A 12130-nucleotide genomic window follows, 5' to 3' on the forward strand; every position below is an offset into this window, starting at 1 on the left:
TGACATGCCGTTCGGCAATATTCAATCCGCTGCGGACTCAGAGGCCAGCAGGGCGTTGCCGCCCGGAGCGGGGCCTTCGCGGGCAACGATTGAGCCTTGTCCCTGAAGGGCTGATCCCTTGATCGCTCTTTCTCCCAACTGCCGGCTTGCGTATGCCGTCAGAGACACTAGTATACTTGTATACAAGCCGGGAACGTTCATGACGAAAAACACCAATGGCGAATTTGCCGGGCACGGCGGGCATCAAGATGCTGCTGGCCCTGGCATCGAAAGCGTGGAGCTTGTGGTCAATCGCTATGGCTCCGTTGCCGATCAGGTTCATGCGGCGCTGCGTCAGGCGATCGTGGAGGTCCGGCTGGCGCCCGGTGCGCCGATCAGCGAAAATTCGATCTGCCGTCAGTTTTCCGTTTCGCGCACGCCGGTACGTGCAGCGATCCAGCGCCTGTCGGAGGAGGGGCTGGTGGACGTCTATCCGCAACTCGGCAGCTTCGTCGCGCCGATCAGGCTTGGTGAAATTCAGGACAGCCATTTTATCCGCCGTTCGCTCGAAGTGGCTCTGCTGCGCGAGGTCGCGCCGAAATGGACGAAAGAGATGAGCCGGACGATGCGAGACGTGATCGCCGAACAGGAAAGGGTGATTGCAGCCAACGACGCATCCGGTTTCTTCCATGTCGACGAGGCGTTTCACCGGTTGCTCGGCACGTTTTCCGGCCGGGAGGGCGTCTGGCAGGCGATCCTCGCCGCCAAGGTGACCCTGTCGCGCTTTCATCGCTATTGGGCGAAGCCGGACCGGCTGCCCGCCGTGATCGAAGAGCATCTGGCCATCGTGGACGCTCTCGACCGGGGTGATGCTGACGGCGCGGAAAAAGCGCTGGTGACGCATCTCGATATGGTTTTCGTGATTTACGAACAGCTGCCTGAAGAGCAACGCAAGCATTTGTCCATTTGATAGTGGACGTGGAGGAGGCGGAATGGAACTGAAACACAAGTCAGCGCTCGTTATCGGCGCGTGCTGGACGTCTGGCGGTCTGCAATCGGCTAAAACGCGGGATAAACGACCATGACAAACCGTCTCTCACCCCTTGCGCTGCCGCATTTGCCGCAAGACGTTCTTTTGCCCGCCTATGACCGCAAGGCGGTAACACCGGGCATCGTGCATCTCGGCGTTGGCGCGTTTCACCGCGCCCATCAGGCAGTGTTCATAGACGATTGCCTGGCGCGCGGCGAAACCGGCTGGGGCATTGTGGCTGCCTCGCTGCGCAGCCCCGACACCCGCGACGCGATTACGCCGCAGGACAATCTCTATACCTTCTGCCTGCGTGACGGCGAAAACGAGAAGCTGCGGATCATCGGCTCCATACTCGAGACCATCGTCGCCCCGGAAGATCCGGAACGGTTGTTGCAAGCCATGGCCGATCCCCGCGTGCGGATCGTCACTTTGACGGTGACGGAAAAAGGCTATCTCGCCGATTTGTCGGCGGGCGCGCTTCTTCTTGATCATCCCGATGTGGTGCATGATCTCGCACATCCGCAAAAGCCGCGCTCCGCGCTCGGTTTTCTGCTGGAAGCGACAAGGCGGAGACGGGCCGGCGGTGCGGTGCCGCTGACTTTGCTTTCCTGCGACAATCTTCCGTCCAACGGCCGTATCCTGCACCGGCTTCTGGTGGAGATGGCTGGTCTGACCGATAAGGATCTCGCAGCGTTTATCGCGGAAAACCTCTCCTGCCCCTGCGTCATGGTGGATCGCATCGTACCTGCCACAACCGCCGCCGACCGGGAGCGTGTGGCGGCGCGTCTCGAATGCGAGGATGCCTGGCCGGTGATTGCGGAACCTTACTTCCGCTGGGTGATCGAGGATCGCTTTCCACATGGTCGCCCCGGCATCGAGCTGTCGGGTGCCGAACTCGTTGAAGATGTCGAGCCCTATGAGCATATGAAGCTCAGGATGCTGAACGGCGCTCACACCGCCATGGCCGCGATCGGCCAATGCAGTGGGCTTGAGACGATCGCCGATATCTATGCCGATCCGCGTGTGCGCGGTTACATCGACCGTTACTGGAGGGAGGTCGGCGAGACATTGAACGCCGCCGTCAGCGGTCCGGACTATGTTGCCGGTCTGCGCCAGCGCTTCGCCAACCCCGCGCTTCGCCACCGCGCTGTCCAGATCGCCTCGGACGCCTCGCAGAAAGTGCCGCAACGCATTCTCGCGCCGCTTGCGGAACTGCGTGCCGCAGGCGCGCCGAATGCGACCACCCTTTTTGCCGTCGCCATATGGATACGTTCCTGCGCGGTGCTGAACGAGCGTGGAGAGCCAGTCGTCATGGCCGATCCCGCCTTTGCGGAATGGGGTTCGCCCATTCACGACGATGAGGATGCGGACGCGGTAATCGACCGGTTTTTGTCGTTCCGGCGCGTCTTCGGTCCTGAATGGCAGGATGATGAGACGTTCGTCACGGCGCTTCGGGTCGCTTATCGCGACATCGTTCAACACGGTGCGCTTCGTGCCATCGATCGGCATCTTTCGGAGGGATGAGTTCGAAGGAAATATGGTGCGGGTCCGGGAACCGGACCCGATCACCTTGAGCACATGTGGCGGCCAGCGCCGTGACGGGATGGTAAAGCAGCACACACTTTTCCATCCTGTCCTTGGGGCTATTTCGTGCGGCTTTACTCGGCTGGCTGCGCCACGGACGTTGCGCCAGAGCGGCTACTCTCTCCCGAGAGGCTGCGTTGACCGAGGGCAATGATGACGACTGTGGACAGGCTGGCAGCAACCGATACCCAGAAACCGTTGCCCGGGCCAAAATTGTCGACCACCCAGCCGGAGACAAAAGCGCCAAGCGCCATGCCGATACCGATGCCGGTCATCACCCAGGTCACACCTTCCGTCAGCATCGATTCCGGCACGCGGCGCTCGATCAGGCCAAATGCGGTGATGAAGATGGGAGAGATCGCAACACCGCTGACGAAGACGGCGAAAGCCAGCAGGGCAACTGTCGTGCTCGCAAAAAGAAGCGGCAGGGCGGTCAGCGCAAGAACACTGACGGCGATCAGCAATTGACGTTGCAGCGGCATTTTGGGGTTGATCGCCCCCAGAAGCAGGCCGACGACGAACGAACCGATGGCATAGACGCCGATGACGAGGCTGGCGGCTTCCGGCTGGCCGAGCTGTTTCGTGATGGCAACAGCGCTCACCTCGGCGGTGGCGAAGGTCGAGCCGACGAAGATCAGGGCGAGTGTGATGATCTGGACCGGACGCTGCCGGATCGCCGAATGCTGCCGGCTTCCGCTTTCAACAGGGCGCACCTTGGGTTCGGTCGAGCGCTGCAGGAGAAAGGCAAAGGTGCCGAGCGCGAGGAAGGCGGTGCTGATCATCATGCCGGCTTCTGGAAAGAGCGACACGGCAAGACCGACGGAAAGCGAGGCTCCGGCGATATAGACAAGTTCGTCAGCGGCGGATTCAAAGGCAAACGCCGTGTTCAGTTCGGGCCGATCACGGAAGATTTCCGTCCAGCGAGCCCGCATCATGGCGGGAATGCTCGGCATGGCGGCGGCAAGGAACGCGGAAAGGAACAGTGTCCAGGCAGGCCACCTCTGATGTGTGGCGATAATCAGGACGGCAAAAGCGATGACCGAGATGATGGTTGCCGGAATGAGGACACTGCTCTGGCCCCTGCGATCCACCAGACGGGAAATCTGCGGCGCAACGGCGGCATTGGTCAGCGCGAAGGTTGCCGAGACGGCGCCGGCAAGCCAATACTCGCCATAGGCCTGGGAAAGCATGGCGACGATGCCGATCGGGGCCATCGCAATGGGAAGGCGGGCGAAGAAGCCAGCGGCGGAAAAGCCTTTGGCGCCTGGAGCCCGGAAAATTTCTCTATATGGATTGGACATCGGGATGCACCTTGTTTAGGGGGTATCCACCACACACATACGTGGCGTATGCAAATTAGATAATTGCATACGGCGCGTATGTCAACTAATATACGCCACGTATGTTAAATGAGGAAAAAATGCGCAAACCTCGCAGTGAAATGATTGCCGAGACGCGGGCGAAGCTCTTGGCCGCCGGCCGCAAGGCATTTGGCAGCGTCGGTTATGCCGAAGCGTCGATGGACGACTTCACCGCCGAGGCGGGGCTGACCCGTGGCGCGCTTTATCATCACTTTGGCGACAAAAAAGGCCTGCTGCTGGCGGTTGTGGGTGAAATCGACGCGGAGATGACGAAAAGGCTCTGTGACATTTCGTCAGGGGCTGCGACGCGGTGGGAAGGTTTTGTCGCGGAGAATGTCGGATATGTCCGCATGGCACTGGAACCGGAAATCCAGCGTATCATGTTCCGCGACGGACCGGCCGTGCTCGGCGACCCCTCCCGCTGGCCAAACGCCAATGGCTGCATTTCGGCTGTCGCGCGAAGTCTCGACGCGCTCAAGCAAGAAGGGACGATCGGCAATATCGACCCGGAAGCCTGTGCCCGTTTCATCAATGCGGCGAGCAGCAGCGCAGCCCAGTGGATCGCAAATTCCGACGATCCGGAAACGATCTCGAAACGGGCCGTCGAAAGTTTCCGGGCTTTTCTGGACGGATTGCGAATCAGGAAAGACTGACCTGCGTATCACCGGGGGTGAAGTTTCGGTCGTTTTCGAAACCAGGCATGTCATCTGGACCGTTTACGGCACGCCCACACGAGCAAAGGCCAAGAAGGTCATGTTCCTGATCGCAGATAGTCTGTCCGTTGTCCACCGTACTGCCGTCCGGATAAGCGGTTTTCGTTACCAGCGCGGCACACGTCTTTCATAGGCCGGGTCGAAGAGCTTCATGTAGGCTGTGTCATCTCGCTCTTTCATTGCGGTCTGCTCATAGAGCGCCGCAAGTTCCGCGAGCTTCTGCCGATTGAGCGTAACGCCAAGTCCCGGTCCTTCGGGAACATTCAGGCGGCCACCTTGGAAAGCGAATGGAGCACCCTCGATCACGTCGACGCCGGTCCACGGGTAATGGGTGTCGCAATCGAAGTTCAGGTTCGGTGTTGCCGCGGCGACATGGATCATTGCTGCAAGCGTGATACCGAGATGGGAATTGGAATGCATGGAGACGCAAAGCCCCAAGGTCTCGCAGATCTTCCCAAGATGAGTTGAAGCACGCAGTCCTCCCCAATAGTGGTGATCGGACAGGACGATCTGCACCGCCTTTTTGCGGAAGGCTTCGGCTATCTGATCGAACTCCAGGACGATCATGTTCGTGGCGAGCGGGATCGAAGTCGCGGCTGCGACTTGCGCCATCTGGTCCATGCCGATGACGGGATCTTCGAGATATTCCAGAACATTTTCAAGCTTGCGGGCAATGTAAATGGCGGTCTCCACGGTCCAGCCGCCGTTGGGGTCGATCCGTAGAGGATGATGGGGGAAGGCTTCCCGGAGCTTCAGCATCGTCTCGATCTCGAGATCGGGATGCAGCACGCCGCCCTTGAGCTTCAGCGATTGGAAGCCGTATGTGTCGACCATCCTGCGGGCTTCGCCAACCATTTGCTCAGGTGTGAGAACCTCTCCCCATTCATCCGGAGCCTCGCCGACATGGGCCGCGAACTTGAAAAACAGGTAGGCGCTGAAGGGAACGCTGGTACGAACCGCACCGCCAAGCAGGTCCGCAACCGGCCGCCGCAGCAGTTTGCCCTGGATGTCGAGGCAGGGGACCTCGAAGGCCGAGGCGACGACGTCTGTTAGCTTGTGGTCAGCCACAGCTGATTTGGCATTGATGCCGCCGCTGCCGGGCAGTGCGGTGATAACGCGCGATTTCAGCTCGTGAATATGGAACGGATCCAGCCCGATAAGCGCAGGAGCGGCGCGTCGCAGCCCATCCAGCGCCTTGATGCTTCCGTAACTTTCCCCGAGGCCAACCGTACCATCGTCGCACACGACTTCGATGACAGTGCGCAGCGCATGGGGCTGATGCACACCTTTACAGTTCAGCAGCGGCCTGTCGGGAATGGCGACCGGTGTAAGATGAATTTCGGCTATGCGCATCAAAAAGCTCCTTATCGCCACCAGTTGCGCGCTGCCTTCAGCGCATCTTCCAGCGGTGGCAGTTCGGGATGCCAATGGCGCTCCCATTCCAGACTGAGGGGGATGTGTCGTTCGCCCGACTGTAAAAGCGAAAGCAGATCTGTAATGGGAAAATCGCCGTGGCCGGGCAATACGTAGCGCCGTTGCCCATTGCTGCTCATTGTGCTGTCCTTGACGTGCAGATGGACGACGTTTTTCGCGACGTGACGCCAAAGGGTTTTGAGATCGGAGCCTTTGGCCCAGGTATGGTGGGTGTCCCACAAGATCTTTGCTGTCGGCACCCGGTCAATGAAGGCGAGAAGCTGCTCGAAATCCGCCAGCGCATCGTGGGTCTCGATCATCAGGTCGACATTCAGCCCGCGTGATTGTCGCAGCGCCTGCCAGTCATCCAGCAGTTCCGCCGCGCATGTCATCTCGTCCGGCCTTAACCGGCTGCCACCGTCGAAGATACGCAGATAGGAAATGTCAGCAGCTTCCGCCCAGGCAATAAAGGGCTCGATGACGGAAAGGTCGGTGCTGCCGAAGAGCCGAATGGACGTGTTGAGGGCGGCAACACTGAGATATCGTTCGGCGAGGAAGGCTGCAAACTCCGCAGGGGTGCCAAACTCGGCAGAGAGCGCCGGGATCAGATCGACCGTACCGGATAGTGCGCGCAGTTCCACACTCGCGATACCATGTCGTTGCGCCAGATCGCTCGTCTCGTGCAGATTGAGTTCGGAGCAGCCAAGCGTTGAAAAACAATAATCGAAAGCGCTCATGCCATACGCTCCATATCCCGCTTCTGAACCGGATGAAGCGGGGCAAGCCCCGCGACGAAACGTTCGATCTCGGTAATGGCCAAATCGGAAAGCGCCCGCAATTCATTGCCCAGCGCCCCGGCAATATGGGGGGTGAGCACGACATTGGGCAAATCGTAGAATGGGCTATCCGTCGGCAGGGGTTCCGGTTCCGGCGTATCGATCAGAATACGCAGCCGCCCCGAAAGCGCTTCCGCCAGCAATGCGTCATGATCGACCAGCCAGCCGCGTGCCGTATTGATGAAGATCGCATGATCAGCCATCAGCGCCAGTTCGCGGGCACCAATCATGTGGCGGGTTTCAGGCAGGATCGGCGCGTGCAGGGAGACCACATCGGACCAGGCGAGAAGCTCGTCGAGCTCCATTTTCGTAGCACCAAGTGCGGCCGCGTCTTCCACCGAAAGAAAAGGGTCGTAGGCGGCGATCTCGAATTTTCCGCGCGTCAGCATCTCCATGACAAGCCGACCAATCCGTGACGCGCCGACGATGCCGACTTTGCGGGAATGATTGCCGAGATAGGGCAGGCTCATGCCACGTCTGCTGCCAAAACCGCCGGTGCCGCGCTCTGCCCGATGCTCGTCTCTCAGACGAAACACATCCTTGCCGCACATGATGATTGCCGCATAGGTAAACTCGGCAACCGGCACGGCCATGGCCGATGCCGCCGTGGTGACAAGAATATCGGATGTTTCCCAGAATTCGGCGGGGGCAACCGTGCGCACCGAGGACGCGGCATAGGCCACCATCCTGAGCTTTGGTGCACGGACGAGGCGCTCGCGTGTCAGGGATGGCGTGCCCCAGGCGGCGAACAGAATATCCGCCGCGGCCAACGCTTCTGCACCCGCTTCCGTGTCGAAATCCGTATAGGGGAAACCCGGTATGATGTCGGTTACGACATTCAACCGTGCCCATTCGCGCGAACCGAAGAAACCTTCGGGAAGCTCGTTCCGCATTGCAATCAACAGCCGTGGCTTGACTTGAGATTGTCTCATGGGCGTACCGGACTTGAAACAGGGCGAACCTCTATGCGGGTGACGTCGATTTCGATCGGTCGAGAACCGGGCCGCAGGATCACATCGAGAAAAAGTTCGGGAGGGGCTTCACCTAACCTGAGTTTCAGGGGAGGGGTTCTGAGCGCTCCGCGCCATTGGGTGGCAGGGAAAGGAAAAAATCTGCCGTCTTCCGAACGGAAAGGCGCAAGTGCAACTGCCTCCTGCCCTTCGGCTGCAGCATCTTTCAGACGGAGCGATATTCCGAGCACGTCCCTATGTGCCGGCACCTCTACATCGCATATGGCCTCCACCCAGAAGCCTGTGCCCGGGTGGACAAGCCGCCCGCCGAGACGGTGGCTCTGCTCACTCGTTTCCGTGACTGTCAGGGCTGAAAAATCCGATGCCAGATTGCCTGCCGGATTGTTCACCGGGTCAAAACGATCGTCTCTCGCCAGGATACGGGCCGGCGCGCGCGGCACGATCGTCTCCAGATAGGTCGCAAGCAGCTTTCCGACGGCAAAGGCGCCGGTCACCGCAAAATGGGTGCCGTCGTCGGAATAGCCGGGATAGGGCTCGCCGATTTCACTTGCGGGATCGACCCAAGCCGAGTTCCAGTCGAAGACATGGCAATTGGCGTGATCTGCGGCAAATTCGATGCTCTGCCGGTTGATCCAATGCGCCTTTGCCCGCTCCGCACCGCCAGCCGGCCATTTCCCAATGCCACGGGCAAGGATCGGGAGCAGGATGACGGTCTTGCCCGCGTCGAGCAAAGCCGAAACAATCCGCGCTCGTGTATCCGCAATCGTCTGGCGTGTTTCCACCATCATGTCGTTGGTGCCGGCATCGACGATGATCAGATCGAAAGCCGATTGCAGCAGTCGCGGCAGCCGTCGTTCAATCTCGATTGCCTTCTGGCCGGAAACCCCGAAATTGAGGCCGGAAAAGAACCGGCTGACACCCGGCCGATTGCTCGGTTCCCAGCCGGGTGGTGCGGATGGATCATGGTGGACAGGGCAGCAAAGCTTGCCATGCGACAATACCTCGGCCCAGCTCATCCAGCCGCGTGCCGATGTGGCAAGCGAGGCCGCGTCGCCAATATGGTTCTGCTGGACGAGCGAAGTGCCGAGAACGGCAATCCGGCTCGCCCTTGGTAACGATACGGACATGGTTTTTACCGGATATCAGGAGAACAGGACGCCGCCATTGATGTCGTAGCAGGCGCCGGTGATATAAGCGGCATCGTCGGACGCAAGGAAAGCCACCAGACCCGCAACGTCTTCACTCGAACCTTCCCGCTTCAGCGATGTGGCGCCTGCTACCCTTTCACGCACTTCGGGTTTGGTGAAGGTGTCGTGGAAGGTTGTCGAGATCATGCCGGGGCAGACGGCATTCACGCGAATATTCGGGCCGACTTCCTTGGCAAGTCCGCGGGTGAAAGTCATCACGGCACCTTTGGAGGTGGCATAGGCGAGCGCGCCCGGACCGCCGCCGTCACGGCCCGCCTGCGACGAGAAGGTGACGATCGCGCCATTCTTCGCCATTTTCGGCAGTGCGGACTTGGCTGTCAGGAAGAGTGACGTCAGGTTGACGTCGAGGACCTGATGCCAGAAGGCTTCGTTCATATCCGCGATTGTCTTGCGGGCGATAAGGCCACCGGCCACATGGACGAGGCCATGGATCTCGCCGAATTTGTCCACGGCGGCAGAAATCGCAGCTTCGACTTCGCTTGCATTTGTCAGATCCGCCTTGATCGCCAGAGCCTGGCGGCCAAGCTTTTCGATTTCGGCAACGGCCGTGGCCGCACCCTCGGCCGCACCATTATAGGTGAGAACGACATTGGCGCCTTCCTGCGCAAAACGAATGGCGCATGCCCGGCCGATATCCCGGCCGGCGCCGGCGACAACAACGGTCCTGTTGGTAAAACGCTGCATTTGAAGAACCTCGTATGGTTAGAATTGCTTGGGAAGGGAGAGCTTGAAACGCTCGTCGTCGACGTCGCTGAAATAGATGTCGGTCGAAAACCCCTGGTCATCGATGAAGCTGAAGATGCGTTTCGGCTCCTTCAGGCTGTAAGGCACCAGAAGGGTGACCAGCCGATGCCGGGTGGCCGCCGGAACCGTGGCGCAGACGTGATGGTGGATATCGAGACCCTCGAACTCCTTGGGATCGATGTCGGGAAAACCTTCGACGGCCGCAATTTGCGGTGTGCCGGCTGACGAGAAGACAAACTGGCCGTAAAAGCCCGCCTTTTCGCCATTGTAGCGAAAGCTCGACCTGCCGGTCTGCGGTGCCCCGGTCGTGTGGCAAAGCCATTGCAGCTCCTGGGGTTCGGAGCATTCCACCTCGTCGACAATCACGAAATAGCTGTCGTTGACGAAGTGAATTTCGCGCTGTGCTTTCTGAACCAGCGGGTTCGCGACCCGATAGGCAGCCGTTGCATCCCCGACAATCCGGACATGTCCGGGCTTTTTCTCAACCGAGACGATGCGGCCGGCGGCACGGCGCGCGAGCGCCTTGTCCTTTTCCGCATATTGGCCCTTGCCGCCGATCAGGACGGCGTTTTTCGAACGTGTCTGACGTCGCCAGTTCAGATGCATCTGCGAATTGAACGCCACGTAATAACCGGACTGGATCGCCAGATCCTCGCCATAGGCATAGAGGACAAAGGCATTCTGGTCGCCATGGCTGTGGCTCAGCGAACCGTAAGGGCTGGATTTGAAGACGAATTGCAGATGCCGTTCCGGGTCTTCCATATGTTTCTGGATGGTCGCCCAACCGATATCATCGAAAACGGCGAGCGCCGGCAGGTCGGCAGGCGAGACGGCTTCTACCTGCTGATAATCGTGACGATAGACGAGATCGTCGAAGTTCAGGTCCCACCAGCCGTAATTGTAGAAGGCCATTTCCGTGCCAGTCGCATCGGCCTTGATGCGATCGAAATACCATTGATAGTGGCCGTTGCCCGTAACACCGGCGAACTGACGCACATTGTAGCCCAGTTTCAGGCCGGGAAGATCGCCAAGCGTGGAGTCGTCACCAAAGTTGGCGCGGCGGGTTCCCGGCGCCTTGGTATAAAGCGGGAAGCGTCCCGTGTTCTGGAAAAATGGCCGCTGATAGAGATCGTAACCGATATAGGAGCGGATCAGATTGGCTGCCTCTATGAGATAGGCCATGCCGGTCATCCAGTAATGCGGCCCTTCCGCCCAGCCGCCGTCGGTTCCAGCCCAGGGAGAATAGAGGGTGGCAAGGAATTCAACGGTGTAATCCAGCCATTCGCCTGCCTCGTCGCTTTCGCCCTGAAGCGCGATACAGGCCGGTGTCAGGACTGCCGAAAGCGAACGTACGGCATGACTGTCATAGGGAAACACGTGGATGCGGGCATGCGCAATGACATGGTCGGCAACCTCCCGCGTCCGCTCAAGAAGAACCGACCGCACGGTCTCGCGCTCGTCCTCGCTCAGATGGTCGTATAGCCAGTCATAACCCCAGGCGAGTGCTACGACGACACGGAACCCTGCCTCGTCATTATAGGCCCGGGAAGTCGCGCCTTTCGGATCCCAGCCGGCGACTGCCAGCAGCCACTTACGGGATGCATCCAGCAGATCGTCGCGTCCGAGCACGCGGCCGGCAATAGCCAGGTGCCGGATCGCATAGATCACTTCCTGGCAGTCGATATACATCTGCCGCCAGAGCGACGCGACGCGCATATTGTTGGGATAGGGCTGTGGCTCCGGCATCACCGGCCGCTCCAGCCAGGGTTTTGCCGATTTTTCGTAGAATTCGGACCACCCGCAATGGTTGGGGTCCTTTGCCACGGCCTGGGAGAAGGAGCTCAATTGTTCTGGATTGAGCCAGAGCCGCGGATGGCTGGCATGGGCGGCTGCATGACGGGCCTGCCTGCCGGGCAGCGGTGTTTTCGACAGCGAAGCGCCGATCTCGAAACTACGCACGGTACTCCAGTTGGAATCCGGTGTTCCGGACTTCTGGTCCCACAGCGCATAACACCAGTGATAACGGCCTTCCGGCAGAGCTTCGTCCGGCGTGAAGAAATTCCAAGCGAGATCTTCAAAGACGAGCGTCTTTTTGTCTGCAAAGCCGGGATCGGTGGAAATGCGCAGCACGTAACGCGCGCCGTCATCGATATCGGGTAGCCATGAAAAACGCGGAGGGTTTTCCGTCGGTAACGCTTCTTCGCTCGGCTCGTAGCCAATGGTCAACGAACCCGGCCGGGGTTCATCGAGAAGAGCTTGTCTGGATATGGCCGGGGCAGAGGGACGCATTG

At 59.7% G+C, this 12130-nt stretch carries 10 protein-coding genes; 3 read left to right on the forward strand and 7 right to left on the reverse strand.

The window, feature by feature from the left end; all coding sequences use genetic code 11:
* The first annotated feature begins 199 nt into the window (after positions 1-199).
* Both RS75_RS12365 and RS75_RS12370 read left to right on the forward strand, forming a co-directional pair.
* The gene (locus tag RS75_RS12365) at positions 200-949 is read left to right on the forward strand and encodes a GntR family transcriptional regulator (RefSeq protein ID WP_045020808.1); all 750 of its coding nucleotides are present in this window, start codon (positions 200-202) and stop codon (positions 947-949) included.
* A 111-nt stretch (positions 950-1060) separates the two neighbouring features.
* A complete protein-coding gene (locus tag RS75_RS12370; RefSeq protein WP_045020810.1) occupies positions 1061-2533 on the forward strand; it encodes a mannitol dehydrogenase family protein in 1473 nt (490 codons plus the stop codon).
* Positions 2534-2667: 134 nt separating this feature from the next.
* Here the strand turns inward: RS75_RS12370 and RS75_RS12375 are convergent, their stop codons facing one another.
* Positions 2668-3894 carry an MFS transporter gene (locus RS75_RS12375; RefSeq protein WP_045020812.1) on the reverse strand — a complete coding sequence of 409 codons (1227 nt, stop codon included), beginning with the start codon at positions 3892-3894 and terminating at the stop codon, positions 2668-2670.
* 119 nt (positions 3895-4013) lie between these two features.
* Between RS75_RS12375 and RS75_RS12380 the strand changes: the two genes are divergently transcribed.
* The gene (locus tag RS75_RS12380; RefSeq protein ID WP_045020814.1) at positions 4014-4607 is read left to right on the forward strand and encodes a TetR/AcrR family transcriptional regulator; all 594 of its coding nucleotides are present in this window, start codon (positions 4014-4016) and stop codon (positions 4605-4607) included.
* Positions 4608-4772: 165 nt separating this feature from the next.
* Here RS75_RS12380 and RS75_RS12385 read toward each other — a convergent pair whose 3' ends face one another.
* The 6 genes from RS75_RS12385 to RS75_RS12410 are packed head-to-tail and all read right to left on the reverse strand — an operon-like array spanning position 4773 to position 12128.
* Positions 4773-6020: a glucarate dehydratase family protein gene (locus RS75_RS12385; protein WP_045020816.1), complete on the reverse strand. Its 1248-nt coding sequence runs from the start codon at positions 6018-6020 to the stop codon at positions 4773-4775.
* An 11-nt stretch (positions 6021-6031) separates the two neighbouring features.
* Positions 6032-6817: a sugar phosphate isomerase/epimerase family protein gene (locus tag RS75_RS12390; RefSeq protein ID WP_045020817.1), complete on the reverse strand. Its 786-nt coding sequence runs from the start codon at positions 6815-6817 to the stop codon at positions 6032-6034.
* Complete coding sequence (locus RS75_RS12395; RefSeq protein WP_045020819.1) at positions 6814-7848, reverse strand: hydroxyacid dehydrogenase; 1035 nt, start codon at positions 7846-7848, stop codon at positions 6814-6816. Before RS75_RS12395 ends, RS75_RS12390 begins: the two co-directional genes overlap by 4 nt.
* The gene (locus RS75_RS12400) at positions 7845-9014 is read right to left on the reverse strand and encodes an SGNH/GDSL hydrolase family protein (protein ID WP_045020821.1); all 1170 of its coding nucleotides are present in this window, start codon (positions 9012-9014) and stop codon (positions 7845-7847) included. Before RS75_RS12400 ends, RS75_RS12395 begins: the two co-directional genes overlap by 4 nt.
* 15 nt (positions 9015-9029) lie before the next feature.
* A complete protein-coding gene (locus RS75_RS12405; RefSeq protein WP_045020823.1) occupies positions 9030-9779 on the reverse strand; it encodes an SDR family NAD(P)-dependent oxidoreductase in 750 nt (249 codons plus the stop codon).
* Between the two features lie 18 nt (positions 9780-9797).
* Positions 9798-12128 carry an alginate lyase gene (locus RS75_RS12410; protein ID WP_045020825.1) on the reverse strand — a complete coding sequence of 777 codons (2331 nt, stop codon included), beginning with the start codon at positions 12126-12128 and terminating at the stop codon, positions 9798-9800.
* Between the last annotated feature and the right edge of the window lie 2 nt (positions 12129-12130).

Source organism: Rhizobium nepotum 39/7, assembly GCF_000949865.1.
Classification (GTDB): domain Bacteria; phylum Pseudomonadota; class Alphaproteobacteria; order Rhizobiales; family Rhizobiaceae; genus Agrobacterium; species Agrobacterium nepotum.

Bases quoted from the DNA above. Each gene is read 5' to 3' on its own strand.
- RS75_RS12370 (WP_045020810.1), top strand. From the start codon at position 1,061: ATGACAAACCGTCTCTCACCCCTTGCGCTGCCGCATTTGCCGCAAGAC.
- RS75_RS12375 (WP_045020812.1), bottom strand. From the start codon at position 3,894: ATGTCCAATCCATATAGAGAAATTTTCCGGGCTCCAGGCGCCAAAGGC.
- RS75_RS12400 (WP_045020821.1), bottom strand. From the start codon at position 9,014: ATGTCCGTATCGTTACCAAGGGCGAGCCGGATTGCCGTTCTCGGCACT.
- RS75_RS12410 (WP_045020825.1), bottom strand. From the start codon at position 12,128: ATGCGTCCCTCTGCCCCGGCCATATCCAGACAAGCTCTTCTCGATGAA.
- RS75_RS12395 (WP_045020819.1), bottom strand. From the start codon at position 7,848: ATGAGACAATCTCAAGTCAAGCCACGGCTGTTGATTGCAATGCGGAAC.
- RS75_RS12385 (WP_045020816.1), bottom strand. From the start codon at position 6,020: ATGCGCATAGCCGAAATTCATCTTACACCGGTCGCCATTCCCGACAGG.
- RS75_RS12365 (WP_045020808.1), top strand. From the start codon at position 200: ATGACGAAAAACACCAATGGCGAATTTGCCGGGCACGGCGGGCATCAA.
- RS75_RS12380 (WP_045020814.1), top strand. From the start codon at position 4,014: ATGCGCAAACCTCGCAGTGAAATGATTGCCGAGACGCGGGCGAAGCTC.
- RS75_RS12390 (WP_045020817.1), bottom strand. From the start codon at position 6,817: ATGAGCGCTTTCGATTATTGTTTTTCAACGCTTGGCTGCTCCGAACTC.
- RS75_RS12405 (WP_045020823.1), bottom strand. From the start codon at position 9,779: ATGCAGCGTTTTACCAACAGGACCGTTGTTGTCGCCGGCGCCGGCCGG.